Source organism: Bacteroides sp. 2_2_4, from assembly GCF_000157055.1.
GTDB classification, from domain to species: domain Bacteria; phylum Bacteroidota; class Bacteroidia; order Bacteroidales; family Bacteroidaceae; genus Bacteroides; species Bacteroides ovatus.
Map to the genome: position 1 here is coordinate 565,702 of NZ_EQ973357.1, position 26,852 is coordinate 592,553.

The 26,852-nt window shown below is 43.2% G+C and carries 21 protein-coding genes; 16 read left to right on the plus strand and 5 right to left on the minus strand.

Going from position 1 to position 26,852, the window contains the following annotated elements:
• Nucleotides 1-278: 278 nt before the first annotated feature.
• Both BSCG_RS19495 and nadB read right to left on the minus strand, forming a co-directional pair.
• Nucleotides 279-554, minus strand: a complete 276-nt coding sequence (locus tag BSCG_RS19495; protein WP_004312856.1) for a DUF4884 domain-containing protein — start codon at nucleotides 552-554, stop codon at nucleotides 279-281.
• A 2-nt stretch (nucleotides 555-556) separates the two neighbouring features.
• Entirely contained in the window at nucleotides 557-2,128 is a 1,572-nt protein-coding gene (nadB, locus tag BSCG_RS19490; RefSeq protein WP_004298834.1) for an L-aspartate oxidase, read from the minus strand.
• Between the two features lie 106 nt (nucleotides 2,129-2,234).
• On the opposite strand from nadB, the gene BSCG_RS19485 reads away from it, so the two are divergent.
• The 4 genes from BSCG_RS19485 (at nucleotide 2,235) to dacB (ending at nucleotide 6,794) form a co-directional block, all read left to right on the plus strand.
• Nucleotides 2,235-2,687, plus strand: a complete 453-nt coding sequence (locus BSCG_RS19485) for a PH domain-containing protein (protein WP_008775386.1) — start codon at nucleotides 2,235-2,237, stop codon at nucleotides 2,685-2,687.
• A gap of 41 nt (nucleotides 2,688-2,728) precedes the next feature.
• Complete coding sequence (gene lpdA, locus BSCG_RS19480) at nucleotides 2,729-4,072, plus strand: dihydrolipoyl dehydrogenase (protein WP_008775387.1); 1,344 nt, start codon at nucleotides 2,729-2,731, stop codon at nucleotides 4,070-4,072.
• 64 nt (nucleotides 4,073-4,136) lie between these two features.
• Nucleotides 4,137-5,339: a TlpA disulfide reductase family protein gene (locus BSCG_RS19475; RefSeq protein WP_008775388.1), complete on the plus strand. Its 1,203-nt coding sequence runs from the start codon at nucleotides 4,137-4,139 to the stop codon at nucleotides 5,337-5,339.
• A 48-nt stretch (nucleotides 5,340-5,387) separates the two neighbouring features.
• Nucleotides 5,388-6,794, plus strand: coding sequence for a D-alanyl-D-alanine carboxypeptidase/D-alanyl-D-alanine-endopeptidase (gene dacB / locus BSCG_RS19470; protein ID WP_008775389.1), 1,407 nt, complete (start codon nucleotides 5,388-5,390; stop codon nucleotides 6,792-6,794).
• A gap of 314 nt (nucleotides 6,795-7,108) precedes the next feature.
• Here the strand turns inward: dacB and BSCG_RS19465 are convergent, their stop codons facing one another.
• Both BSCG_RS19465 and BSCG_RS19460 read right to left on the minus strand, forming a co-directional pair.
• Complete coding sequence (locus BSCG_RS19465; protein WP_008775390.1) at nucleotides 7,109-8,608, minus strand: acetyl-CoA hydrolase/transferase family protein; 1,500 nt, start codon at nucleotides 8,606-8,608, stop codon at nucleotides 7,109-7,111.
• Nucleotides 8,609-8,742: 134 nt separating this feature from the next.
• Entirely contained in the window at nucleotides 8,743-9,213 is a 471-nt protein-coding gene (locus BSCG_RS19460; protein ID WP_008775391.1) for a hypothetical protein, read from the minus strand.
• A 336-nt stretch (nucleotides 9,214-9,549) separates the two neighbouring features.
• Here BSCG_RS19460 and miaB point away from each other — a divergent pair, with 336 nt between their 5' ends.
• The gene (gene miaB / locus BSCG_RS19455; RefSeq protein WP_004310131.1) at nucleotides 9,550-10,923 is read left to right on the plus strand and encodes a tRNA (N6-isopentenyl adenosine(37)-C2)-methylthiotransferase MiaB; all 1,374 of its coding nucleotides are present in this window, start codon (nucleotides 9,550-9,552) and stop codon (nucleotides 10,921-10,923) included.
• A 74-nt stretch (nucleotides 10,924-10,997) separates the two neighbouring features.
• Here the strand turns inward: miaB and BSCG_RS19450 are convergent, their stop codons facing one another.
• On the minus strand, nucleotides 10,998-11,711 hold the full coding sequence (locus tag BSCG_RS19450) for a S24 family peptidase (protein WP_008775392.1): 714 nt from the start codon (nucleotides 11,709-11,711) through the stop codon (nucleotides 10,998-11,000).
• Nucleotides 11,712-12,193: 482 nt separating this feature from the next.
• On the opposite strand from BSCG_RS19450, the gene BSCG_RS19445 reads away from it, so the two are divergent.
• From BSCG_RS19445 to BSCG_RS19400, 11 genes are all read left to right on the plus strand, one after another.
• Complete coding sequence (locus BSCG_RS19445) at nucleotides 12,194-12,595, plus strand: hypothetical protein (RefSeq protein WP_032849396.1); 402 nt, start codon at nucleotides 12,194-12,196, stop codon at nucleotides 12,593-12,595.
• A 21-nt stretch (nucleotides 12,596-12,616) separates the two neighbouring features.
• The gene (locus BSCG_RS19440; protein ID WP_008775394.1) at nucleotides 12,617-13,486 is read left to right on the plus strand and encodes a DUF4373 domain-containing protein; all 870 of its coding nucleotides are present in this window, start codon (nucleotides 12,617-12,619) and stop codon (nucleotides 13,484-13,486) included.
• A gap of 204 nt (nucleotides 13,487-13,690) precedes the next feature.
• Nucleotides 13,691-14,209, plus strand: coding sequence for an HU family DNA-binding protein (locus BSCG_RS19435; protein ID WP_004302871.1), 519 nt, complete (start codon nucleotides 13,691-13,693; stop codon nucleotides 14,207-14,209).
• Nucleotides 14,210-14,310: 101 nt separating this feature from the next.
• Nucleotides 14,311-14,847 carry an N-acetylmuramoyl-L-alanine amidase gene (locus BSCG_RS19430; protein ID WP_008775395.1) on the plus strand — a complete coding sequence of 179 codons (537 nt, stop codon included), beginning with the start codon at nucleotides 14,311-14,313 and terminating at the stop codon, nucleotides 14,845-14,847.
• Nucleotides 14,848-14,852: 5 nt separating this feature from the next.
• Nucleotides 14,853-14,948 (plus strand): smalltalk protein, encoded by a 96-nt coding sequence (locus tag BSCG_RS29905; RefSeq protein WP_005681936.1) that lies wholly within the window; start codon nucleotides 14,853-14,855, stop codon nucleotides 14,946-14,948.
• A 119-nt stretch (nucleotides 14,949-15,067) separates the two neighbouring features.
• Nucleotides 15,068-18,223, plus strand: coding sequence for a hypothetical protein (locus tag BSCG_RS19425; protein ID WP_008775396.1), 3,156 nt, complete (start codon nucleotides 15,068-15,070; stop codon nucleotides 18,221-18,223).
• Nucleotides 18,224-18,270: 47 nt separating this feature from the next.
• On the plus strand, nucleotides 18,271-23,226 hold the full coding sequence (locus BSCG_RS0127390) for a DUF6443 domain-containing protein (RefSeq protein WP_032849397.1): 4,956 nt from the start codon (nucleotides 18,271-18,273) through the stop codon (nucleotides 23,224-23,226).
• A 559-nt stretch (nucleotides 23,227-23,785) separates the two neighbouring features.
• Nucleotides 23,786-24,253, plus strand: coding sequence for an Imm65 family immunity protein (locus BSCG_RS19415; protein WP_008775398.1), 468 nt, complete (start codon nucleotides 23,786-23,788; stop codon nucleotides 24,251-24,253).
• A 92-nt stretch (nucleotides 24,254-24,345) separates the two neighbouring features.
• Nucleotides 24,346-24,675, plus strand: a complete 330-nt coding sequence (locus BSCG_RS19410; RefSeq protein ID WP_008775399.1) for a DUF6984 family protein — start codon at nucleotides 24,346-24,348, stop codon at nucleotides 24,673-24,675.
• A 388-nt stretch (nucleotides 24,676-25,063) separates the two neighbouring features.
• The gene (locus tag BSCG_RS19405) at nucleotides 25,064-25,963 is read left to right on the plus strand and encodes a methyltransferase domain-containing protein (RefSeq protein ID WP_004302886.1); all 900 of its coding nucleotides are present in this window, start codon (nucleotides 25,064-25,066) and stop codon (nucleotides 25,961-25,963) included.
• Nucleotides 25,964-25,966: 3 nt separating this feature from the next.
• Entirely contained in the window at nucleotides 25,967-26,848 is an 882-nt protein-coding gene (locus BSCG_RS19400; protein ID WP_004307791.1) for a cell division protein FtsX, read from the plus strand.
• The last annotated feature ends 4 nt before the right edge of the window (nucleotides 26,849-26,852 follow it).

Sequence of the window (26,852 nt, forward strand, 5' to 3'; positions counted from 1 at the left end):
TATAGATGGATGCGCAGTTTGTTGAAGTGTATTATATTCTCATAAGTGTATAGTATAGTTTCTTTGAGGAATGCAAAAGAAACATATAAAGATAAAAAAATAAGAGGCCAAACTCAAAAATATAATTTGAGGAAGCCTCTTGTTTTTTCTTTTTGATAAAAATAATACTGTAAATCCTATTTCTTCACGTACGGATAATCTATCGTATATAATCTGTCAGAGTTTGTTTGATAGAGGTGAAGCCGTTAAAAAGAAATTTGTTAGACACCCTCTTTTCATTATCGGTTTGGTATACTGTCTTTATAAATAGTAATTGTCCTTTTTCTTGTTGAATCATTCTTGATACTGGTTACATCTCCCCGGGTCGTGAAATACACATAGTTTCCCAAATCGAGAAAACGGTACACTTTCACTCCGTCGTGCTCGAACAGATAACTGACTTCATAAGTCTGGTTATTTTCCGATTTTCCACTTTTCAGTGGAATACCTGCATAGCAGGAAGCTAGTCCCGTTATGCAGAAGAAAAGAATAAAGGTCCGAATCAATGTTTTCATAATCATTTCTTCACGTGAGGATAATCTATCGTATAATGTAATCCGCGGCTTTCCTTACGCTCCATTGCTTGGCGCATAATCAGATAACCCACATTCACCATATTACGCAATTCGCAGATTTCTCTGGACGCTACGCTACGTTTGAACAGGCTTTCAGTCTCTTCGTAGATAATATCGAGTCTGTCCCAGGCACGTTTCAGACGGAGGTCGCTGCGGACAATGCCTACATACGTACTCATAATCTGGTTCACTTCCTTCATACTTTGCGTAATGAGCACCATTTCTTCCGGCGAACGGGTTCCTTCATCGTTCCATTCGGGAATATCTTCATTATAAGAATATTGATCGACCACTTGTAGACTGTGCTTGGCGGCAGCGTCGGCATATACGACTGCTTCTATCAGTGAGTTGGAAGCCAGGCGGTTGCCTCCATGCAATCCTGTGCAGGAACATTCTCCCACGGCATAAAGACGTTCGATGGAAGATTGTCCGTCCAAGTCGACAAGGATACCTCCGCAGAGATAATGGGCGGCCGGGGCTACCGGGATATAATCTTTAGTGATGTCGATGCCCAGGCTAAGACATTTTTCGTAGATATTGGGGAAATGTTTTTTTGTTTCTTCGGGATCTTTGTGGGTGACATCCAGATATACATGGTCGTCTCCGCGGTTCTTCATCTCGTTGTCGATGGCGCGTGCCACGATGTCACGGGGAGCGAGCGAAAGACGGGGATCATATTTCTGCATGAACTCTTTGCCGTCCATTGTACGCAGTACACCTCCGTAACCACGCATTGCTTCCGTTATCAGGAAAGAAGGGCGGTCTCCCGGATGATACAGGGCGGTAGGGTGAAATTGTACAAACTCCATATCCTTCACCGTACCTTTGGCACGGTAAACCATGGCGATACCGTCTCCGGTAGCGACTAGCGGGTTAGTGGTTGTTTTATAAACGGCTCCTACTCCACCGGTAGCCATTAGCGTCACTTTGGCAAGATAGGTATCTACTTTTCCCGTTTTCGGATCGAGGATATAAGCACCATAACATTTGATGTCCGGTGTCTGGCGGGTTACAGTCACTCCCAGGTGATGTTGTGTCAGGATTTCAATGGCAAACTGGTTTTCGATGACCGTGATATTCGGATGGCGTTGTACGGCTTTAATCAGGCTGTCCTGAATTTCCGCTCCCGTATTATCTTTATGGTGAAGAATACGGAACTCCGAGTGTCCGCCTTCGCGGTGCAAGTCAAATTCGCCTTTCTCGTTTTTGTCAAAATCCACTCCCCACTTAATCAGTTCTTCAATTTGTGCGGGAGCTTCGCGCACAACCTTTTCTACTGCGGCACGGTTACTGATCCAGTCACCGGCAATCATTGTGTCTTCAATGTGCTTGTCGAAATTATCCACCAGAAGGTTGGTGACGGAGGCTACACCTCCCTGGGCGAAGTACGTATTGGCTTCTTCCAGCCCACTTTTACAGATAAGAGCAACTTTACCTTTGTGCGCCACTTTCAGCGCAAAACTCATACCGGCAATTCCGGAACCGATAACGAGGAAATCGAATTTTCTTACCATAATCTTGTTATTTCTCACCGCAAAGCTACAAAATAAGTTACTTCGTTGTACTTTTCGTTGTCACTAATTCATAAAATTGCTACCTTGCAGGCAAAAATCTGACAAAATGAATCGAATTTTTCATGCCCGCATTGCCTGGTACCAATATTTCCTGTTGGTGGTGCTTACTGTGAATGCCGTCGGCGCATTGTGGTGTAAGTATATCTTAGTGGCGGTACTGTTTATGTTGATGCTGATTGTAGTGATCGAACAAATTATACACACTACTTATACATTGACAACAAACGGTGATCTGGAAGTCTCACGTGGTCGTTTTATTCGCAAGAAGATCATCCCGCTTTCCGAAATTACCGCAGTCAGGAAATACCATTCCATGAAATTCGGCCGCTTCTCGGTGACGGATTATATCCTGATAGAATACGGAAAAGGGAAGTTTGTTTCGGTGATGCCTGTCAAGGAACAGGAATTTGCAGAACTACTCGAAAAGAGAATGTTCGCAAAGAAAATAAAGGCCACGGAGGCAATAGACCCTGTAGACTCTCAAGAGGATGAATCGTAGCATGTTTTGATAATAATGAAAAGATTAACTGATTATATACTATGAAATATCAAGTAATTATCATTGGTGGCGGTCCTGCGGGATATACGGCTGCCGAAACTGCCGGTAAAGGCGGTTTGAGCGTATTGCTTATCGAAAAGAATAGTCTGGGTGGTGTCTGTCTGAATGAAGGCTGTATTCCTACGAAAACATTGTTGTATTCGGCAAAGACTTATGACAGTGCAAAACATGCATCAAAGTATGCAGTCAATATCCCGGAAGTCTCTTTCGATTTGCCTAAGATAATAGCTCGTAAAAGTAAGGTAGTGCGTAAACTGGTGCTGGGAGTGAAAGCGAAGCTGACTGCCAACAATGTTACAATTGTATCAGGAGAAGCGCAGATCATTGATAAAAATACGGTTCGCTGCGGGGAAGAGACTTACGAAGGAGAGAATCTGATATTATGTACGGGTTCGGAAACTTTCATTCCCCCTATTCCGGGAGTGGACGCGGTGAACTACTGGACGCACAGGGATGCTTTGGACAGTAAAGAATTGCCGGCTTCTCTGGCTATTGTTGGTGGCGGGGTAATCGGTATGGAGTTTGCGTCGTTCTTCAATAGTTTGGGAGTACAGGTGACGGTGGTTGAGATGATGGACGAAATCCTGGGTGGAATGGATAAGGAGCTTTCCGCTTTGCTCCGTGCAGAATATACAAAACGAGGTATTAAATTCCTGCTTAGTACGAAAGTGGTTGGCTTGTCGCAAACGGAAGAAGGAGCTGTTGTTTCTTATGAGAACGCAGAGGGAAACGGCAGTGTCATTGCAGAAAAGCTGTTGATGAGTGTCGGCCGTCGCCCGGTGACGAAAGGTTTCGGGCTCGAAAACTTGAATTTGGAGAAGACAGAGCGTGGCGCTATCAGAGTTAATGAAAAGATGCAGACTTCTGTGCCGGGCGTGTATGTTTGTGGTGACCTGACAGGATTCTCTTTGCTCGCCCATACGGCTGTTCGTGAAGCGGAAGTTGCCGTACATTCCATCTTGGGAAAGGAAGATGCCATGAGTTATCGGGCTATTCCGGGCGTAGTCTATACCAATCCGGAGATTGCCGGAGTGGGTGAAACGGAGGAATCGGCGTTGGCAAAAGGTATCACTTATCAGGTTATCAAACTTCCGATGGCTTACTCCGGCCGTTTTGTGGCGGAGAATGAAGGCGTCAACGGAGTCTGCAAAGTATTGTTGGATGAACAGCAGCGGGTGATTGGCGCTCATGTGTTGGGCAATCCGGCTTCGGAGATTATCACTCTTGCGGGCACTGCCATTGAGCTCGGATTGACGGCAGCGCAATGGAAAAAGATTGTTTTCCCGCATCCCACGGTAGGAGAGATTTTCCGGGAAGTGTTATAAACGGATTCCGATATCTGCGATCGTTCATTGATGCGGGTATCTTACTGATAAAATCAAATATATGATGAGAAAATATATAATCACTCCGGTCTTATTGGCAATAGTTTGTATGCTGATGTGTCATTGTACATTTAATCGGAAAGCGTCAGTTGCCGCCAATGAATATTTGATTCAGGGCGAATTGGCCAATCTTCCCGACAGCATTGTGATCGGCCTGTATGAAGAAGACGGAAATATTCTCAACTGTGTCTTGAGAGATACGCTTATGAATGGACAGTTCTCTTTTCGCGACACGGTTTCTACCACACGGAAAATGCTGATAATGTCTGATAATCGGGGCTTCCCGGGTACATGGTTGGAAGTGTGGATTGCACCGGGAGAATACATTGAAATCAAGGGACAGGATAAACTAGTGAAAACATGGGAAGTAGTAAGCGGTGTGCCGGAACAGCAGGAAGAAAACCGCTTTACGGCTTGCGCGATGGCTCAACAGAAAGAACTGATGCAATACATGGCAGCGGAATATGACTGGCAACGGATGATGTTCATAGACCATCCGGGCGACCGGGAGTTTGAAAGTCAGGCCTGGGCCAAAATAGATTCTATCCGGAAACTGTCAATGCCGTTGCAGCAGGAAATCTGGAAAAAGGAAATGGAATACATGGAAGAAGCTCCCGTCTCCCCGGTGTGGATGGATAGATTATTGTTTTTTGCTTCCATGATGAAATATAAAACCATCATGCCTTATAAAGAAGAGGTGAAAAAACTCTATGCCCGAATGTCCGAAGCCGATAAACAAACAGATGACGGACAGGAGATTACAGCCTATGTTTATCCTCCCACTACCGTAGGAGTTGGAGATATGATGGTGGATGGAGACTTGTATGATGCGAATGATTCTCTCCGTCATATTTCCGAATTTAAAGGAAAATTCATCTTACTCGATTTCTGGAGTAGCGGGTGTGGTCCTTGCGTGGAGTCGATACCCGAAATGGAGAAGGTGATGGATCTGTATAAGGATAAAATGACTGTGATTAGTATTAGTGAGGACCCGAAAGCACGTTGGAAAGAGTATATCAAGACGAAAGGAATGGGCGGTAACCAGTGGAATGAACTTCGTAAAGGACGCACCGGTCTTGCCCTAAACTATCAGGTACGGGGAATCCCTCATTATGTATTGATTGCCCCTGATGGAAAAATTCAGGATGTATGGTCCGGCTATGGCTCCGGTTCGCTTCTTGGACAGGTCGAGAAAAATTTGAAATAGATATAGAGGTAAGATACTATCATTTGTTGATGTCATAAACTGTATTGTATGAAAAAAAGTCTTTTGTTGGTCGCCCTTTCAGTTTGTTTGTTGCCACTTTGGGGACAACAAAATTTCTCCCGGATAGATTCGCTTATCAAGAAGATGCTCCCCGAAGCATCCGAGGTCGGCATATCCGTCTACGATCTGACGGCTAAGAAATCGCTTTATAACTATCGTGCGGAGAAACTTTCCCGTCCTGCCTCTACCATGAAGCTGCTGACGGCTATTACCGCACTCTCCCGCCCCGAAGCTGCCGAACCTTTCCGCACGGAAGTATGGCACGATGGCGTGATAGAACATGATACTTTGCAAGGCAACCTGTATGTGATAGGCGGCTTCGATCCTGAATTTAACAGCCAGTCGATGGATTCATTGATAGAAGAGGTAATCACTTTCCCTTTTTCGGTGATTAACGGACAGGTGTACGGCGATGTTTCGATGAAAGACTCTCTTTATTGGGGTAGTGGATGGGCATGGGACGATACCCCTGCGGGCTATCAGCCCTATTTGTCTCCACTGATGTTTTGCAAGGGGACTGTGCAGGTTTCTGTCGTTCCCTCTACGGTGCAGGGAGATACCGCGAGTGTTTCCTGTCAACCTGTATCCTCCTATTATACAGTGACGAATCAGACGAAAACACGTACCTCTTCTGCCGGAAGATTCTCTTTCACGAGAGACTGGTTGACGAATGGAAACAATCTCCTTGTTTCGGGAAATGTCACTTCGATCAGAAAGGACGATGTAAACATCTATGACTCTCCCCGTTTTTTTATGCATACTTTCCTGGAGCGTCTTCGTGGGAAAGGAATCACGACTCCCCAGTCGTATGGCTTTGCCGAATTGCCTCGTGATAGTGTGAATGTAGAACGGATGGCTTGCTGGAATACTCCCGTGCAGAAAGTGCTGAACCTGTTGATGAAAGAGAGTGATAATCTCAATGCGGAAGCATTTCTTTGTCGCTTAGGGGCGCAGGCTACGGGAAAGAAGCAGGTAGCTGCCGAAGATGGTATTGTCGAGATTATGAAATTGATCCGTCGCCTGGGGCATGACCCGAAAGACTATAAGATTGCCGACGGTTGCGGACTGTCCAATTATAATTACCTCTCTCCTGCCCTGCTGGTGGACTTTCTGAAATATGCGTACTCGCAAACAGAGGTGTTTCAGATGTTATATAAATCTCTTCCCGTTGGCGGAGTGGACGGAACATTGAAATTCCGGATGAAAGGTACTCCTGCCTTCCGGAATGTTCATGCCAAAACAGGCTCGTTTACGGCAATAAATGCGCTCGCGGGCTATCTGAAGATGAAAAACGGACATGAAGTGGCATTTGCCATTATGAACCAGAATGTGCTTTCGGCAGCTAAGGCACGGGCATTTCAGGATAAGGTGTGTGAGGTGATTATTGGGAAATAGATGGTGTCATAATACTCAAATTGAAAGACTTACCCCTGCTAAAGCTCTGTGCAACAGAAGCACTTTCCTAAAGAAAAGTGTTTTGACACCCCAAAACAACCCAAGTGGAATTTCGTTGTTGAATCCGATTTCTATGTTGTCATAGGTTAAGTTTCTACTCTTTATGAAGGGCTTATTGATTCTTCTATAACTTATTGATTTTTCTATAAAAAGATAATTGCATTCTCTGATAAGCAAAAATCGTTGGATTTTGTTTACCAGAGAATACAATTATACTTGTTTAGAATCGAATATTGTAAATCCTATATTCTATATTACTTGGCGTATTCAGCCCAATTGGTATTCTTCATATCGCCACTTTTAGCCAACTCTGCGTGCATACCAAGTGCAGCCTGAATAGCGTGTGGAGTCTGCGCGCGGTTGCCGGCCAGTTTGAGGTAATCCCAAAGAAGCTCTTTGTAGTCAGGATGAGCACAGTTTTCGATGATGGCTTGTGCACGTTCTTTCGGACTCTTGCCACGAAGATCGGCAACACCTTGCTCGGTGATAACGATGTTGACATCGTGCTCCGTGTGGTCGTGGTGGGATACCATCGGTACGATTGCACTGATCTTACCTTCCTTAGCCACAGACGGACAAGTGAAGATAGAGATGTAAGCGTTGCGGGTAAAGTCTCCCGAACCACCGATACCGTTCATCATTTTTGTTCCGCCGATATGGGTAGAGTTTACGTTGCCGTACAGGTCGACTTCGATGGCTGTATTGATAGAAATGATACCGAGACGGCGTACTATTTCCGGGCTGTTTGAGATTTCCGACGGACGGAGAACCAATTTATCGCGGAAGAAATCCATATCGTTGTAAATGCCTTCCAGACAGTCGTTTGTTACAGTCAGTGAGCAGGCGCTACCAAATTTGATACGTCCTTCGCGAATCAGTCCGATCACGGAGTTCTGTATTACCTCTGTGTACATTTCGAATGGAGGAATCGTTTTATCACGTCCCAATGCACCAAGTACGGCGTTGGCGATGTTTCCTACACCCGATTGCAGGGGTAAGAAAGTAGACGGAATGATACCGCGTTTCATGTCGGCAGCGAGGAAGTCGGCAACATTCTGTCCGATTTTGTCGGTCAACGGATCAGCGGCAGCGAAAGAACGCGCTTCGTCCGGCCAGTTGGTTTCCACTACGCCTATAATTTTTTTCGGGTCTACCTGAACGTAAGGCAGTCCGATACGGTCACTCGGTTTATAGATCGGTATTTCGCGGCGGTAAGGCGGGTCGAGCGGTTCGTATACGTCGTGCATACCCATACCGGATTTGCTGTGTGCGCTGTTCAACTCCACGATGATCTGGTCGGCAAGACGGCAGATGGTCGGGGCGATGCCACCGGCGGCAGTCAGATAAATTTTTCCGTCCGGAGTTACTTCGCAGGCTTCGATGATGGCTACGTTCACTTTGCCCATGAACCCGTAGCGCACTTCCTGTGCCATTTGTGAGAGGTGTATGTCGTTGTAGGCAATCTCTCCGTTGTTCACAGCTTTGCGGAAGTCGGCGTTGGTAGTATAAGGAGCGCGGTAGCGGATGGCTTTGGCACGTGACAGTACGCCGTCACAGGATTCCCCTGTCGATGCGCCTGTGAAAATTCCTACTTGAAACGGGTTTCCTTTCGCATGTTCTGCTTCAGCAATTTTTGCGAGTTCGGCTGTTACAGCCTTGGCCGTTCCGGCGGGAGTAAATCCGCTTAGGCCGATGTTGTAGCCATGTTTGATTAGGCTTGCAGCTTCCGCTGCCGAAATACGATTGAGTGACATAAATAGTAAATTTCGTGTTAAATACAGTTGATATTTTTATTGATAATTAATTCTCTGTTTGTACGGCCTTGTACCAATGCGTGGCAATGACTCGTCACATAATGATTCGAAACTCAATGAGTTTACGGGCTCTCTCAATACTTCCGTTGAAGTATCTCTCCCCAGATAATAGCGCGGCGGGCTTCTTCTGCGGAGTGAATCGTGAAATCATGTTCGTTATCAGTTGATTCGGTGTGAGAGTTATAATGAGAACCTTGTTGGGAATTTCGTTTATCTTGCGCGGCACTGTTTGCCAGGGATGCGGAAACGGATATTTCTTCTTTTTTTCTTTTCTGCTGCGCTGCTGGTTTCGCCGTCTGTTTGGGAGACTGTTGCGGTGGCGTCTGTTTCAGGGGGTTAGGCTGGAATAATTCTTCCAGCGACTTGGGGCCACCCCATGCCTCGGGCATAGGAACTGCATCCGGAGCTACTTCAACGGGGGATGGCATCGGGGAAACGGGGCGTTTATTCTTAGCTTTTTTCGATTTACTATTCTTATTCACCTCTTTGAATATTCCCACAAGAATGACACCTGCTATCAAGAGAAATTTCAAAAAATCTTCCATTGTGTTTCACTGCTAATTAGTTATCTGCCAAAGTTACGTATTTTATCTGGTTCAGGCTAACATTTTATTATGAAAAAAGGGCAGCTTCACAGCTCCCCTTAATTTTTTTAACCTAAACCTTAACTATGAAAAAATCTAATGTTTCTTTCATTGCACAAATGTGAAAAATAAATTTAAATTTGCCAAGCATATCGCCTAAAAATGTTTATTCTCTTAACATAAATTACAAATTTGCTTGCCAAATCATAAGTTTTTGCGTTATTTTGATATCAATTCACTACTTATTGAAAGCGAAGCCGTATCTTTGCATCCGAATTTTTAAACTAAGATTTGAGTATGAACGAATTAACGGGAGCGGACTTTAAATCCGCAACTGAAATGAAGGATGACAACAAAAAGTTGTTTATCGAAACCTATGGCTGCCAGATGAACGTAGCCGACAGTGAGGTGATTGCCTCGGTGATGCAAATGGCGGGTTATTCCGTAGCCGAAACGCTGGAGGAAGCCGATGCCGTGTTTATGAATACCTGTTCCATCCGCGACAATGCGGAGCAGAAGATTCTGAATCGCCTGGAGTTTTTCCACTCGCTGAAGAAAAAGAAAAAGCATCTGATTGTAGGTGTACTGGGCTGTATGGCCGAACGGGTAAAGGATGATCTGATAACGAATCATCATGTAGACCTCGTTGTGGGGCCGGATGCTTACCTGACGTTGCCCGACCTGATTGCGGCCGTAGAAACCGGTGAAAAAGCAATCAATGTGGAACTATCTACTACCGAGACTTATCGGGATGTGATTCCGTCGCGTATCTGCGGCAATCATATTTCGGGTTTTGTATCCATCATGCGTGGCTGCAATAACTTCTGCACCTATTGTATCGTGCCCTATACTCGTGGACGCGAGCGCAGCCGTGACGTAGAAAGCATCCTGAATGAAGTGGCAGACCTCGTGACGAAAGGCTATAAGGAAGTCACCCTGTTGGGGCAGAACGTCAACTCTTACCGTTTTGAAAGACCGACAGGCGAAGTGGTTACTTTCCCGATGTTGCTCCGAACAGTGGCCGAGGCTGCTCCGGGAGTGCGTATTCGTTTCACGACTTCCCATCCGAAGGATATGAGTGATGAAACGCTGGAAGTGATTGCGCAAGTTCCGAATGTGTGTAAACATATCCATCTGCCTGTGCAGAGCGGCAGTTCGCGTATTCTGAAACTGATGAACCGTAAGTATACCCGTGAGTGGTATCTGGACCGGGTGGCAGCTATCAAACGTATCATCCCCGATTGCGGACTGACTACCGATATTTTCTCCGGTTTTCATTCTGAAACGGAAGAGGATCATGCCTTGTCACTTTCGCTGATGGAAGAATGTGGATATGATGCCGCTTTCATGTTTAAATACTCCGAACGTCCGGGAACGTATGCGTCCAAGCATCTCGAAGATAATGTGCCCGAAGAGGTGAAAGTGCGTCGCCTGAACGAGATTATCGCTTTGCAGAACCGTCTGTCTGCCGAATCCAACCAGCGTTGCATCGGTAAAACCTATGAAGTGCTTGTGGAAGGAGTCTCCAAGCGTTCGCGCGACCAGCTGTTCGGCCGTACGGAGCAGAACCGTGTGGTGGTGTTCGACAGAGGTACGCACCGTGTCGGTGATTTCGTCAATGTGCGTGTCACGGAGGCCAGCTCGGCTACGCTGAAGGGGGAAGAAATCTGATTTCACCACAGAGGACACGGAGGTCTTTTTTCTTCCTTGAAACTCTGTGTCTTCTGCATTCTTTGTGGTAAAACTTACATCATCATGTGTCTCCTGATGGAGAACTTCACAATCGCCATCGCATTGATGGACGCGAATGGAATATCCATCGGCTCATGATGAGTATTATAGCTCACGAGCTTGAGATACCCTTCTTTTTCCGAACGATTCACGTACTTCACCGCCAGATACTCGTCTCCGTCAATCATAAACGACACCAGGTATATTTCCCCGTAAATCACGTTGTCGAAACTGCTAATTTCCTTGTATCCGATAATATCTCCCGATTTCAGTATGGGATACATGCTGTCTCCGTTGACGTAGACCGCCCCGTCGCAGACGGAAATATTGGGAATCCATATCTTCCCCAGTGCATATTGCTGTTTGTTGGTGAATAATGTTTTCAGGTTCGCCGCCGCCGTAATATCGTATAATGTCACGCTACGGTCGTCTATTGGTTCGGGCGTTTTCGGATTGTGTATAATTTCGACTTCTCCCTGTACCAGCTCGCTTTGGCAAAATCTCGGCTGATGTTTCGGATTTCCTTTTCCCAATAATAGCCAGTTATAGTCCACCTTGTCTCCGAATTTGTCAAGCAGCAGACGGAAATCAATACTGTTTCGTGCTCCCCAATTGGTAACTGTTGCTCTCGAAACTTCCAGGTATTCAGCTAGTTCGCTGTCTCTCTTTAAGTTCAATGCCTGTTTGGCACGCTTGATGATACCTAATACATCCAAATTTGTATCCATTCTGTTTTTTTATTTAAAAGACTAATCTCGGATTTACAAATGACAGCTATAAAAATGGCTGCCTCAAAAATATGTTTACTATATGTTTATAATCAATGATTTGTGAAATAGTTGAGATTTAATATTGAAAATTGCTATTTTATTTATGAAAAATATTCTATCTTTGTCCCATTGATTAATAGAAAACGTTTCAAAAATATAAATTAAAAACGGATATGCCATGCAATACTTCAAGAAAAACACAAAAAACTTGAAATTTTCTCATCCGCCACCTGCGGAAAGCTTACTGATGCCTGTTAACAGTTATTCTCTCAAGTATTAATAGCTATTTCTCTAACCATTAATATCTGAAACGCCAGATGTTAATACCTGGCAATAGGATAACAAAAGGATAACATATTGTATACGAATACTCCGTATTTGAATGATTACAGACCTGACTGATAAAAACTAGCATTTATAATTTATAATTGGATAACAAAATGAAAAGCTCAAAAGTACAAACACTGTGCGTTTGCGGATGTTGCAAACGCTCTCTTCCGGCAAGTGCCTTTTATATCAATAAGAAAACCGGCCTTCCCGGCAACTACTGTAAGGAATGTCGTAAAACTGTCAGCCGGAACCACCGGAAGAACGAGAAACGCTCCCTGGCATGCGACAGGGAAAGCAATTATCCGGTAATAACCTCTACGGAAAATCCCACGTTGCGACGGGAACTTATTCTGCATGCCCTTGAAACCGTAGCTGCCAGCATTGAACGGAAAAGGCGGAAAGTCCGTGAATCGGAATTTGAATACGAATCAGGTTCTGAATCTCAATCCGGATCAGTCTTTGAATTGGAATTAGAATCAAAATCAGGATCAAAATTAGAATTGGCGGACTGATTTATAAAAACAATTTATATCATGGGACGAATAAAACAAGGGCTTGACTATTTCCCTTTGAATACCGATTTTATGCACGACCGTGTCGTACGCCGTGTGATGAAGCGTGAAGGCGATTCCGCCTTCACGATCCTGCTCTATACCCTGTCTTATCTATATTCGGGCGAGGGTTATTATATTCATGTCGACGATGACTTCTATGACGAACTCTCCGACCAGCTCTTCAGCACGGACAACGATAGTGTCCGCCGGGTGCTTCATCTGTTTGTGGAGTACGGTTTCTTCGATTCCTCTCTCTACGAACGTTACGGCATCCTGACTTCCGCCGACATTCAGAGGCAGTTCCTTTTTATCACTAAACGCCGCAGCCGCCGTCATATTTCTCCGGACTACTGTCTGCTGCCGGATGAGGAAACCGTACACTCCACCCTTCCGGATGCTGTTGCAGAAACCCCGGATATTGTAACGCAAACCCTCGATACTGTAACAGAATCCCCGGATACTGCAACAAAAAGCACCTTCATAAAAAGAAAAGAAAAAGAAAGGAAAGAAAACATCCTCCCTAACCCTCCTTTGCCCAAAGGAGGGGATGAGGAAGAAGAGGGAGGAGATTTTTCTAACAGAAAACCGGCGAAGAAGAAACGTGAACTGACACAGTCGGATATTGACCGGATGCAAGCTCCTGCTGACGGACACCCGCGCAACCTTTCCGGACTGTTGGATAACCTTCGCCTTTATCATATTCCTCCCTCCGAACAGTATGCAATCGTGCTGAAAAGTAATTACGGAGAAATCGGTGGTAAGGTTTGGAAGGGTTTCGGCGTCATTCGGGCAAGTGCCGGAAAAATCAAACTGCCCGGTCATTATTTGTTGAGTGTCCTGAATAACTGAATTAATGAGGATTATGATGCTATTATGTTATGTAATGTATTGTAAATTAGTAGTATAGTAACAAATTTTCATATTAACGAATTTATTAACGCACACTTTTAAAATCTCTTGCACAGACAGAAATAAGGTCTTATATTTGCATTGTCGATAAGCTTAAAGACATAGACAAACTAGAATTATTAACGACTAAAAACTATTACAATTATGCCAGTATTGTACAAACCCTTCCAGTCAACTCTGGAAGACAAAAAAAGCGGTAAAAAACTCTTCTATCCCCGAGTTGTACGTTCGGGAAACGTGGATTCCGCACAACTTTCGAAAGAAATAGCAGCCTACTCTTCCCTCTCTCCGGGTGACGTAAAAAACACACTCGACAACCTGGTGACGGTGATGGGGCAGCACTTGCAATCTTCGGAAAGCGTAAGCGTGGATGGTCTTGGTACCTTCCGTATGGTGATGGTAGCTCGTGGCAAAGGTGTGGAAACCTCTGACGAAGTGTCGGCTGCACAGGCTACGCTTACTGTCCGCTTCCAACCGACAACGACTAAGAATCATGACCGCACTACCGCTACCCGTTCGATGGTGACCGGTGCGAAGTGTGCCCGTTATGATAAACTTGTTTCCGATGCGGGTAGTGCAGGAGGAGGTAACTCCGGTGGAAGCGACAAGCCCGGTGGAGGCGGTAATGAAGGAGGCGGAGAAGCGCCCGATCCGGCTGCATAAATGACGTCACGGCAGTGAGGAGTACACAAAATGTAAACGACAAACTTCGTAGGCTTAACTAAACATTTGACTTTTAACTAAACTAGAAATTATCCACTAACATGAGGATTATCAACTTGATTGTGGTGCATTGCAGCGCCACGAGGGAGGATTGTACACTTTCTCCGGAAGATTTGGACCGGTTGCACCGGCGGCGCGGATTCAACGGAACAGGCTATCACTACTACATCCGCAAGGATGGAACAGTGCACCTCACCCGCCCGCTTGAACGTATCGGCGCACATGCAAAAGGTTTCAACGCTCATTCAATAGGTATCTGCTATGAAGGTGGTCTGGACTGCCGGGGACGCCCGGCAGATACCCGGACTCCGGCACAACGGGCTACGCTCCGGCAACTCGTTGGGCAACTACAGGAGAAATTCCCTGGCTGCCGGGTATGCGGACACCGGGATCTTTCACCGGACTTGAACGGAAACGGTGAGATAGAACCGGAAGAATGGATTAAACAGTGCCCGTGCTTTGAGGTGGCAAAGGAATTCAATGAGTTCGGAGCATTTGCCGATAGAACTGATGAGACTGGAAGTACGGAGAAACACAGAGTAACACAACACATTAAAGAACAGAAAGGAGGTAAATGATGGCAATGAAGAAATCAGTATGGGATATGATCCTGAAGGTGGTTATCGCAGTGGCTTCGGCTTTGGCAGGCGTTTTGGGCGCTAATGCGATGAATTTGTAAAGCAGAAAATTAAGTAGTAGTCCTTCCATAGATCATGATTGTGTGAAATGGAAGGACTCTGCTAATTCATTTTGTATTGACTAAACTATTTTATTGATAAATAATAGAAAAAACGAGTTATGAATAATCTATATACGAATAAAAAAATAATACTAAAGAGGCTGTTTCTTATATTATCAGCCTTTTTCGCGGTTTTATCTGCTAAGGGGCAGAGTGAAGATGGAATAAAGCTGGATGTTCCACGACTTGTACCACTTTCCCCAACGGCTACGGCTATGGTGAAATATCAGTCTTATCCTATAGATCATTGCACAGGAGTGCCTGACATAACAATTCCCTTGTATGATATAGTTGCAGGGGAGGTTACCATACCTGTTACTTTGTCTTATCATGCTTCGGGGCTTAAGCCCAAAGAAGGAAGCGGATATGCGGGAGCAGGATGGACATTGAATCTCGAACCGTCTATAGCCCGCCAGGTGATCGGGGTAGCAGACAATGACTATTATGGATGGTTTGATCGATATTTTTCTCAAAATACAGTCCCCGGTGATGAAAGAGACCGATTGATTTATTATGGGGAGATGGTAGATAATAAACGGGATACGCGTCCGGATAAGTTTACTTATAAGTTGCCGGGTGGCGGTGGAAGCGGATATTTTTCAGACAGGTCTTCCCCTCTTATTACTGTGCCTCATAACAGCGATGTGGTAAGGTATGTTGAAAGTGATATGAATATAACAGATGGAAATGGAGTCAAATATCTGTTCAATGGCGTACACGAGACGATGAATGATATTATTACCCGCTGGATGTGTACCTCTATTTGTTCAGCCCGTTATCCACATCCTACATTGGTTAGTTTTCAGTATCAAACCCTTCAGAATCAATGGGAACCTAGTGCTTATTATAATTTGAATGACAGGCTGGTCTTTGATGAAAGGGATAAAGACGGGAGTCCCAAATTGTATCTGATGGAACAAAAAAGCGGTGGCAATAACTATTATCAAATTACGGCAGGCAGATCGTCAGGTTCTTCCTCCTTGCCCAATGCCAATAAAGAGAGCGTTTCGAGCTATGTAGCGAATATGAGTTACCCGTCAGGTAGTTACTGTGCGGAGGGTAGGATGAGTACTACCCGATTGGCACAGGTGAATTTTATGGGAAACAGATTGTCTGTCAGTTATAAAGCAGTAGGTGAAGTGCCTAACAATACAAGTGTATTAGATAAAATGCAAGTGACGGATGAGAATGGAGAACTGGTGCGTACCATTAACTTTTATGTAACTCCCTATAATGGAAAAACCTCTTTGACTAAACTTGATTCTGTACGTATCTCCGCTCCCGGTGTAGAATCGCAAACTTATTCATTCAGGTATGTGGGTGTAAACAGCGTTCCTTCCATCTATACGAAGGCTGTAGATCATTGGGGATTTATGAACGGTTCGGAAGCGAGTGCTAATGGTAGTAAGTTGACAGTGCCGAACTTTTCGAAAAGAATACCTTTACCGGATACCAATAACACGGGAAGAAAAGACACTGTATTATTTGAGAATGCAGTCGGAATAGACCGTGAAGCGTCTGGTAACATTGTGGGTATTCTTGACCGGATAACAGATCCGCAAGGTATTGAAACCTCTTTCTCTTACGAAGGCAATTACGGCGCGTTTCGTGACAATAGCCAACAGCCGGAGTATCGAGACTACCTCTATCCGGTTGGCGGATTGCGGGTGAAGAGTATAGAAACCTATGATCCGAAGACAAGGAAAAGGCTCTGTAAGAATTATAGATATGGCCTGACGGTTATCAATAATGAGAAGTATGAATCCGTTTGGGGCGGCGGTGCTATTAAACACATAGTTACAGAGCGTGATTATTGTTCTACGGTAACGCAAGTAATGGACGACGGGCAAAGCCTTTGGAACGAATATTTGACAGTCTATCATTCGATGCCTGTCTCTAATATTACCTTTCGTAACGGAAGTCCGGTAATGTACAATATTGTCAGTGAAGAGATATTGGGAGGAGGCATTTCACAAAAGACCGTCTATTACTATGATGTGGATGCACATGCTTTTGAGGACGTTCTGCATTGGGAAAGTGGGGAGAATACATTCGCTTCTGTCCGGGAGTTTATGTTGAATCAACCGGAAAGCGTATTGAATCGACTTGGGCGGATGCTTCCCGGACATCCTTATGAACCTTCTGATGATTTTGTTACAGGCTATTTTGAGACCAATCAGAGAAATGGGGCTCTTATGGGTATAGACCGTTTCGACGGGCAAGAGCTAGTGTCATCTACCCGATACGAATATAAAAAAGTAATCGCGGGCCCGTATAATATTCCTGTGGATCTTCCTGTCCGGAAGCTGATAGTGGATGTTGATTTGTACATGAAAAAACCGAATAGCCTGCTTGGCAAGCCGGTATTTGTGGCTGACAATGACAATACCCATTCTGCTACGAATATGAGGACTACTTATTATTTGGATTGTGAAACGTATTGGGCACTTGATAAAGAAACGACACAATATTATTGCAAAGTGAACGGGAGACAACGGGTAATGTCGACGGAAAAGCAATATGCGTATGACGACCGCCATCTCTCCAATCCAGGTTCTTCGTTGAAGCCACGTAGGGTGGACTTTACAAACAGTGACGGCGTACAATTCTCGGATCATTATACTTATCTGGATGGTTATCCTGCCATACTCTCTTTGCATAAACACGTCGAAGACGAGCAATGCACGGAAAAGAGGATCTTGTTTAAGTCCGGCACCTGCCTCCCGGTGAGGGTGCAATTTAAAACTGACCGAATGGCGGACTTTCGTGATGAAGTCGTTTACCAATCGTATGACAGTAATAGTAATGTATGCGAAATTATGGCAAAAGACGATACGCCTGTTCTCTTCATTTGGGGATATCGCAACCGCTATCCTATAGCCAAGATAGAGAATGCTACCCGGCAGCAGGTGAGTGTGGCGCTTGGTTATGATGGAGACATCGAAGACGTTTTCGGTGATTGGGCCTCACTTGCCGTACCTACTGAAGAGATATGGGATAAGATAAACTCTCTTCGTGAGAGACTTCCCGGTAATACGCGGGTTACCACCTATGAATATGTCCCTTTGCAGGGAGTTGTTTCCATTACCGATCCCAATAATGTCATAACGAAATTTGAATATGATAATTATAGTCGGCTGACAGATAGTTATTATCTGGATGCGGACGCCCGTAAGGTAATGCTTCAACAGTATATTTATCATTTTGGTAAATGATAAGTAATTCAATGAATGGTTTAACTTGATAATGAAATTGATTTTTTATGAAAACTTATATATGTTTATTTTTCTTGTTATTCTGCTCTGTCTATTCGTGGGGACAGTCTTTGGAAGAACGAATGGCAACAGCTATTGACATTGGTACCTATTCGGAACCGTTTACTTATGAAGATACCCAAAGTACAGCTAATTTTAACTGTGGATTTATACCTCCGACCGATATGGATGATACGAGGGTGTTTATATCCAAGGATATTTTTTACAAACTAACAGTGACGCAGCCTATGAAGATTAGAGCCAGTGCAAAACCCAGTATCACTGATAGTGGTACTGTTTTCTTGCTCAATTCTTCGGGCATCCTCTTGAGTCGTACGATTTATGTGGAGGAAGCATGGGGAGATTATGGATATGGTTTGCTGCCTGGCGTGTACTATCTGGTTGCTAAACCTAACATCTATGAAGGGTATAAACCGGTGGATGCGGAAGATGTTACTATTTATGTAAAGACAACCCCTCGTGAATTGGGTGAAGATTTTTACAATCCGTTTGAGTTGGGGACATTTGGTGAGAATTTTGCATTGGCTGATTCTGCAAATACGATAGATTATCAATGTGATTATAATGCCAGTGATAACTATTGGGATAATTATTCTCGGCATGATGTAGTTTATCGCTTCACCCTGACAGAACCGATGGAGATTTGCCTGGATGATGATGGAACTGAATGTCCTTGGGAAGGGGATTCTTACAGTGTTCACCTTCTTTCAGCTTTGCATGATCCTGTTGTTCCCATCCGCACGCAAAAGCTTGGTACAGACTACGAGCTGAATGTGTATGATTTGGGAGCGGGCACCTATTATATTTATGTTTATGCTGACACGCCTATTTGGGCCGTGTATTATAGAATGAACTTGAGTGGGCGTACGTATGCTCCCGGAGTCAGTTTTTCTCGTCCTATTGATATAGGTAGCCGGGCGGACAGCTTTCAATATACAGATGTTCAGAACTCGGAACTCATGTCGGGCAATTTTCCGGAGAAAGCCGGCAATGAAGTTTTCTATCGGTTGGAGATTGAAAATCCGATGGAACTGACCGTTGATAATTGCGGTTCGGAAGTTGCGGACACCTATTTGAAAGTGTTTTCCCAAACGCAGAAGTTGCTGTATTTCAATGACGATTCGGATGGTGACGGAGCTTGTGCAAATGCCAAAAGTGCCCGTATTCATATACCCGTGTTGCTCCCGGGCGTCTACTATATTGTGACCGACGCGGAAAAGAACGGCAACATTTCCCTGTCCATAAACGGGCGACTTCTTGCACAAACGGGAGACACAAAAGCACTTGCTATCGACGCTGGAACATATAAGGCGGGACTCTTCTTTTCCGATACCCGAGATACCTCTGTAGACTATACGGATGCTTATCCGGCAAGACCTGCGAATGACGTTTTTTATAAGTTGGTATTGCAAAAGGAGATGGATGTGGTGTTTAGTCACTGTGGTTTGGAACTGGAAGATACTTATATGAGCATCTTGAATGGAGCCGGTGAGCTCCTTTACAGCAATGACGATTATGCGGGAGAAGGTCAGTGTGAGAATGAGAAACATGCCCGCATTGAGGTCAAGAAACTTCCTTCAGGCACCTATTATGTTGTTTCGGAAGGCAGTGTCGATAACGGACGGATCACGACGACGATAGAGGCACCGAACTTTAGTGATGCTTTGTGTACGACCGAGGGGCAGCCCTGTGTGATTACTCTGACTCCCACTGTCTCCACAGATGATCTCTCCCAATTGCACACCTGTGATTATCTTCGCGAGATACAGTATTTTGACCATTTCGGGAATCCTTCACTTCATATATCTCATGGCTTCACTCCTTATAAAACCGACCTGCTCACATTGCAGGAGTATGACGGAATCAACCGTGAATCTAAACTTTGGCTTCCGGTAGCAGAATCGACTGGTGGCGGTGCTTTTCTTCCATCCGCAGAAGTCAGTGAGGCCGTTTGTAAAGCAAGCTATTACGAGAAAGATAGCTCTCCCTTCAGCTATCCTGAATATGATAGTTCTTCATTGAACCGAATTGTCAAGAAGTATGGTCCCGGAGTTGCTTGGCAGAATCATCCGGTCAAAACAGACGTGTTGACCAATATAGAACGTAAAAACGCAGTTGATCGGGTAGACAGTTGCTTTATCGTGTGCCGTTATAGGATAAAGAATGACAGTTTGGTTTGTGCGGGTGAATATGATGCCGGAACATTGGAAGTGGTTCGTGCGATAGACGAAGACAATCATGTGAGTTATGAATTTAAAGACAAGGCCGGTCGCATAGTTCTCGTTCGTCAGTCTGATGATAATCAACTATCTTATGATACGTACCATGTTTATGATAACTATGGCAACCTGTGTATGGTGTTGCCTCCGATGGCAGCCGATTATTTTTTCGATGAAGGAGAATGGTCTGAAACGGCTCCCGTTCTTCAGCAATATGCCTATATTTATCATTACGATAAGTATAACCGCTGTATTTACAAGAAACTTCCGGGATGCGATCCTGTTTATACCGTTTATGATGCTGCCGATCATCCTGTCTTTACTCAAGACGGCGAACAGCGTGAGCGGAACGAATGGAGTTTCAGTATTCCCGATGCTTTCGGTCGGACAGTATTGACCGGAGTTTGTACGAATACGTTGGATTATGTTTCTAATTCTTTAGATACTATCGTCGTGTATGCCGATTGGGCAAAAGAAGAGAACGGGTTGAAAGGCTATCAATTGAAAGGTGTAACCTTAGAGTCTCCGTGTCTCCTTTCTGCCAACTATTACGACCACTATGAGTTTTTGGGCAAGAACGGCATCCCTAATGATATGACCACTGTTTACGTAGAGGAAACAGGCTATGGCAAGCGGAATGCAGGTGGTTATAAAGGACAGCTGACCGGGATTTGGACATCGCTCCTCTCTGCCCGTCCGGGTACTTTTACGTATTCGGTAATGTATTATGACGACCGTTACCGGATAATCCAGCAAAGGGGTAATAATGAGTTGGGTGGTACGGAGATTGTCCATACAGCTTATAATTTCTCGGGAAATCCCTTGGAAGAAAAACGTATACATACATTTCCTGGTACTGGACCAACCGTAGAATTGCACCGGCATACGTATGACCATGCCAACCGTCTATTGAAGACTAGCTATCAGTTGAATGATAATACTCCTATTGTTTTAGTAGACAATGTGTATGATGAGATAGGTCGTTTGAAAACAGATAAACGTAATGGTGTATATGAGTTACGAACCGACTATGCATATAATCTTCGTTCGTGGATAAAAGGCATTAATGGTCCTTTGTTTAACCAAACGCTTAACTATCAGGAAACGCTAGAGGGGACTACTCCCTGTTATAATGGTAATATCAGCCGCATGTGTTGGCGTAGTGGCGAAAATGGTATGGCTACAGTTATTGATCCGCAAGAAAAGGGTTACAGTTTCACTTATGACGGTCTTTCCCGTTTGAAAGATGCTATTTATGGAGAAGGTACTAACTTAAAACAGAACCGTAACCGTTTCAACGAACAGATAACCGGCTATGACAAAATGGGTAATATCTTGGGGCTGCTTAGATACGGTCAAACGGGTACGGATTCTTATGGTTTGGTTGATAATCTGAATTTGATCTACCATGGCAATCAATTACAGTCGGTTTATGACAATGCCACCAACTCTGTATTTGGTAACGGTATGGAGTTTAAGGATAATGTCAATGAAACGGTAGAGTATGAATATGATAAAAATGGCAATCTGGCTAAAGATTTGAACAAAAAAATATCTGAAATTCAATATAATATCTTAAATTTGCCTAGTCACATTAGCTTTGCTGATGGAAGTAGTATTGAATATGAATATGCTGCAGACGGCAGGAAAGTCCGTACCACGCATACTATAAACAATAACGTCACGTCCACCGTTTATTGTGGTAATGCGATCTATGAGAATGGCAGTTTGAAGATGCTCTTGAATGAGGCGGGATATTATAGTTTCCAAGATAATAAGTTTCATTTCTATCTGAAAGATCATCAAGGTAATGTAAGGGTTGTTACTGACGAGGCCGGTAATGTTGATGAAGTGAATGATTATTATCCTTTTGGTGGTTTAATGTCTAATGGATGTAATAACGTTCAGCCATATAAGTATAATGGTAAAGAGTTGGATCAGAAAGGTGGATTGGATTGGTATGATTATGGGGCAAGAATGTATGATGCAACATTGGGAAGATTTATGAAGACTGATAGATTTTTAGAAAAGTATGTTTCTCTATCTCCTTATCAATATGGAGCAAATAATCCAGTGAATAATATAGATATAAACGGAGATAGTATTTGGTATACTTTAAATGACAATATTGTGACTATGCATGTAGCTGCCAAAATATTCAATAATTCAAGTGATAATATAAATATGAAGAGAGCTGCCAAAGATATAGTTTCTGATATAAAAAGTACTTATGAAGGAGAATTTGAATGGAGTGATGGCAAAACTTATAATTTAAAGGTTGATATGGATCTCAAAGTGGTAACTTCTATGAAGGATGTTGAAAGTGCAGACCATTTATTTGTATTGGCGGATAGTGATGGTGAAGGGGCTCGTGGAGTTACAAGTATGTCTGGTGGAAAAGTAATGACTTTGGCGTCAAGGGATTTTGCGAATAATAATTTATTGTCTAATAATCTGTCTCACAATAACACCTTTACTGCAACTCATGAATTTGGACATGCAGCCGGATTGCTACATTCAAAGAATCCATTTAATATAATGAAACAAGGAGGTGTTTTTCACAATAGTAATTCGACACAAAGAAAAGTTATGCTGCAACAACAATATAATATAAATAGAGGTAGTAATTCCTTGAATTATATGAATAGAAAAATACCTTATCCATATGTTCACTATGATAATAATATTGTTGATGTCTATAGTTTAGGTCTTAAATGGAGATGATATAAATGAATTTGAAAAATAGAAAAGTATTAATGGTAACAGTCGGGCTGATGTTATTATGTGTATGTATTGTTTGTTTTGCATCTAGATCTACATTGATCTTTGTAGGGAACTCGTATGAAAATAGCCAAGATATTAATACTATTATTTCATTGAATGATAAAATAATATATAGTGGTTTTATAAAGGCTTATGAACTTCCAAGATTGTTAGAAAAAAGAAATATGAAAATTGGCTTTTATAAAGTTTCTGCAAAGCTAAATAATGTATTGATAGAACAGCGATTTTTTTATTTTTTACAAAAAACTATTTGGATAGATTTTGATTGTGCAAACAGTAACTCTTTATTAATTTCGAAATATTACAGGCAAATTCCATTGTAATTTAGCACTATCTCCTACCCAGCGCAGAAATGCAGTTTATCTAAAAGATAATGGACTAAAGAAAGATAGAAAAGGAATGTTGTACGAATATACTAAAAATCAAAGTCGGGTAAAATCTATTCGAATATTGGGTAATACAGATTTAGTACGATATGTAAAATATTAATAATATACTTATGAAAAACTTGGTTTATGTTATCTTATTTATTTTATTGGGAGGATGTGTTTCCCCCTCTTTTTCGCCAGTGGAGATACATCAACGAGTGGCAGAACAAGTTAAAGTATTGATAGATAGTGGATATCTACAAACTCCATATATTGAAATAAATGAAGTATTATCAAATAATTCCAGCATTATTTATAGTATTAAAGGGGCGGATTCTCCAGGTTCGGATGGTGCAGAGTTACCTTCTAAAGTGATGACCTATAAAGGGAAATATCTTTGTTTTATAGAATTAGATGAGCAGGAAATGTCGCGAACTGAATTGTTTGAAAAAGGAATTGTGGCAGATTCTAATTTTCATGAGAATCTCCATTTGGACGATGGGTGGGTATTGGCTTTTCGAAAATATGAAAATGGGTCAACTTTGGTAAAAAAGGTATTATCATCGGCTTTTCTTTTTGAATATCCGCAACTTTGGTAGACCTTTCAATCAGATTATTAGAATAGGTGGTCGAAATATACAGTATACAGCTTTTAAACTTTCTGATGGAACATTTAATATAGGAAGAATACATGAAATTTTATAGAATACCGACTAAGCAAGAGGAACAACTTATTGAATTACTTGTTCATAAGTCATCTTTAGAAATGTCTGAAGATTGGAAGAATGGCTTATTAGTACGTCCAATGGATGATGGGGAAATGGGTAGTTTGTATTTGTTTCCACAGGGGAAAATAAATGAAAGTAGGAAATTGGGTAGACAAATTAGTGAATTTCAATTTACAGATATTGATGGAGTTGAGGTTATTGCATCCTTAAATGTGGATGTTGATGGAGTTCTATTTGAACTTGATATATGGAAAACTAATTTTGAAAAACTTGTAAAACTCCCTGATTTATAGCTCGATTACTACCTTGACATGTTATAGAAATATTCTTAAGTGTCAGGGTAGTTTTTTATATTATGTGTTCGATAAAACAGAGTGTCTTACCCTGATATGGAATTAGAAAATATTCTGTGTCAGGGTATCTTTTTATAAATGCGGAAATGAAAGGTTGCTTTCTCAATATAATAGATTAAATTTGCCTAGCAACATGTCTACGCATACAGAATATGTACTTGATATTTCAGCTAGCCTAATTGTAGATACTGATGTCTTAATTGGTTTATCTATTAAAAGTCCTTAACGAAACCCCAATCCATCACTTTTTATTTGTTTCTTTGCACCAAATTCGGGTATAGTGTTGTCTTGTCATTCCAGGCAGCACTTAATTTTGCTTAGATAGTTAATGGAGAAACTCAGTATAAATGCTTGTCCGGTGTGTGGCGGTGCGCACTTGAAACGCGTCATGACTTGTACGGATTTTTATGCTTCGGGCGAACAGTTTGAACTGTATTCGTGTGAGGACTGTGGATTTACATTCACACAAGGAGTCCCCGTGGAAGCAGAGATAGGCAAGTATTATGAGACTCCCGACTATATCTCTCACACTGATACGCGCAAAGGCGCGATGAATAATATCTACCATTATGTACGTTCCTATATGCTGGGCCGCAAAGCGCGCCTGGTAGCTAAGGAAGCGCATCGTAAAACAGGGCGTTTGCTCGATATAGGTACGGGAACCGGTTACTTTTCTGATGCGATGGTTCGCCGGGGATGGAAAGTGGAGGCGGTGGAGAAAAGTCCGCAGGCACGTGAGTTTGCGAAGTTGCATTTCGATCTGGACGTAAAGCCCGAATCGGCTTTGAAAGAGTTTGCTCCCGGCAGCTTTGATGTTATCACTCTTTGGCATGTGATGGAACATTTGGAACACCTTGATGAGGTGTGGCAGCGACTTCATGAGTTGCTGACAGAAAAAGGAGTCTTGATTGTAGCTGTACCCAACTGCTCTTCTTATGATGCTCAACGTTATGGCGAGTATTGGGCGGCATACGACGTTCCCCGTCATCTCTGGCATTTTACTCCGGGCACTATACAACAATTGGCTTCCCGTCATGGCTTTATTATGGCGGCGCGTCATCCGATGCCGTTCGATGCGTTCTACGTATCCATGTTGAGCGAAAAACATCGTGGCAGTTCGTGCAGTTTCCTGAAAGGGATGTTTGTCGGAACGTTAGCATGGTTTAATGCTTTAGGACGGAAAGAACGCAGTAGTTCCATGATTTATGTATTCCGAAAAAAGAGATAACGCATGGGAGATCAAAACAAATATAAGTCAGGTTCAATCTTCGACATGCAGTTCATTACGTCGAGTATCAGTACGACATTAGTGTTGCTGTTGCTGGGACTGGTTGTCTTCTTCGTATTGACAGCACACAATCTTTCCGTATATGTCCGCGAGAATATCAGTTTCTCCGTTCTTATCAGTGACGACATGAAAGAAGCGAATATACTGAAACTTCAGAAGAAGCTGAATCAGGAACCTTTCGTGAAACAATCCGAATATATCTCTAAAAAACAAGCACTGAAAGAACAGACGGAAGCAATGGGAACCGATCCGGAAGAATTCTTGGGCTATAACCCTTTTACCGCTTCCATTGAAATCAAACTCCATTCCGACTATGCAAACTCCGACAGCATTGCGAAGATAGAGAAAATGATTAAAAAGAACACCAACATACAAGATGTGCTCTATCGAAAGGAGTTAATTGACGCCGTGAATGATAACATACGAAATATCAGTCTGGTACTGCTTGCCTTGGCGGTAGTGCTTACTTTTATCTCTTTTGCCCTGATAAACAATACCATAAGACTGGCTATTTACTCCAAACGCTTCCTCATTCACACCATGAAGTTGGTAGGAGCGAGTTGGGGATTCATCCGGGGGCCATTCCTTCGAAAGAATGTATGGAGCGGGATATTGGCAGCCATCGTTGCCGATTCCATATTGATGGGGACCGCTTATTGGGCCGTGACGTACGAACAGGAATTGCTTCAGGTCATCACGCCTGAAGTCATGTTGATAGTCTGTGCAAGCGTATTGGCGTTTGGAATTGTAATAACGTGGCTATGCGCCTATTTCTCCATGAATAAATACTTGAGAATGAAAGCAAACAGCCTGTACTATATTTAGCGGA

Excerpts from the sequence above, each read along its gene's own strand:
- BSCG_RS19465 (WP_008775390.1), bottom strand. The coding sequence starts at position 8,608 with ATGTCACTCAATCGTATTTCGGCAGCGGAAGCTGCAAGCCTAATCAAA.
- lpdA (WP_008775387.1), top strand. The coding sequence starts at position 2,729 with ATGAAATATCAAGTAATTATCATTGGTGGCGGTCCTGCGGGATATACG.
- BSCG_RS19495 (WP_004312856.1), bottom strand. The coding sequence starts at position 554 with ATGAAAACATTGATTCGGACCTTTATTCTTTTCTTCTGCATAACGGGA.
- miaB (WP_004310131.1), top strand. The coding sequence starts at position 9,550 with ATGAACGAATTAACGGGAGCGGACTTTAAATCCGCAACTGAAATGAAG.
- BSCG_RS29905 (WP_005681936.1), top strand. The coding sequence starts at position 14,853 with ATGAAGAAATCAGTATGGGATATGATCCTGAAGGTGGTTATCGCAGTG.
- BSCG_RS19405 (WP_004302886.1), top strand. The coding sequence starts at position 25,064 with ATGGAGAAACTCAGTATAAATGCTTGTCCGGTGTGTGGCGGTGCGCAC.
- BSCG_RS19425 (WP_008775396.1), top strand. The coding sequence starts at position 15,068 with ATGAATAATCTATATACGAATAAAAAAATAATACTAAAGAGGCTGTTT.
- BSCG_RS19415 (WP_008775398.1), top strand. The coding sequence starts at position 23,786 with ATGAAAAACTTGGTTTATGTTATCTTATTTATTTTATTGGGAGGATGT.
- BSCG_RS19400 (WP_004307791.1), top strand. The coding sequence starts at position 25,967 with ATGGGAGATCAAAACAAATATAAGTCAGGTTCAATCTTCGACATGCAG.
- BSCG_RS19410 (WP_008775399.1), top strand. The coding sequence starts at position 24,346 with ATGAAATTTTATAGAATACCGACTAAGCAAGAGGAACAACTTATTGAA.
- BSCG_RS19475 (WP_008775388.1), top strand. The coding sequence starts at position 4,137 with ATGAGAAAATATATAATCACTCCGGTCTTATTGGCAATAGTTTGTATG.
- BSCG_RS19435 (WP_004302871.1), top strand. The coding sequence starts at position 13,691 with ATGCCAGTATTGTACAAACCCTTCCAGTCAACTCTGGAAGACAAAAAA.
- BSCG_RS19445 (WP_032849396.1), top strand. The coding sequence starts at position 12,194 with ATGAAAAGCTCAAAAGTACAAACACTGTGCGTTTGCGGATGTTGCAAA.
- BSCG_RS19460 (WP_008775391.1), bottom strand. The coding sequence starts at position 9,213 with ATGGAAGATTTTTTGAAATTTCTCTTGATAGCAGGTGTCATTCTTGTG.
- BSCG_RS19485 (WP_008775386.1), top strand. The coding sequence starts at position 2,235 with ATGAATCGAATTTTTCATGCCCGCATTGCCTGGTACCAATATTTCCTG.
- BSCG_RS19440 (WP_008775394.1), top strand. The coding sequence starts at position 12,617 with ATGGGACGAATAAAACAAGGGCTTGACTATTTCCCTTTGAATACCGAT.
- dacB (WP_008775389.1), top strand. The coding sequence starts at position 5,388 with ATGAAAAAAAGTCTTTTGTTGGTCGCCCTTTCAGTTTGTTTGTTGCCA.
- nadB (WP_004298834.1), bottom strand. The coding sequence starts at position 2,128 with ATGGTAAGAAAATTCGATTTCCTCGTTATCGGTTCCGGAATTGCCGGT.
- BSCG_RS19450 (WP_008775392.1), bottom strand. The coding sequence starts at position 11,711 with ATGGATACAAATTTGGATGTATTAGGTATCATCAAGCGTGCCAAACAG.
- BSCG_RS0127390 (WP_032849397.1), top strand. The coding sequence starts at position 18,271 with ATGAAAACTTATATATGTTTATTTTTCTTGTTATTCTGCTCTGTCTAT.
- BSCG_RS19430 (WP_008775395.1), top strand. The coding sequence starts at position 14,311 with ATGAGGATTATCAACTTGATTGTGGTGCATTGCAGCGCCACGAGGGAG.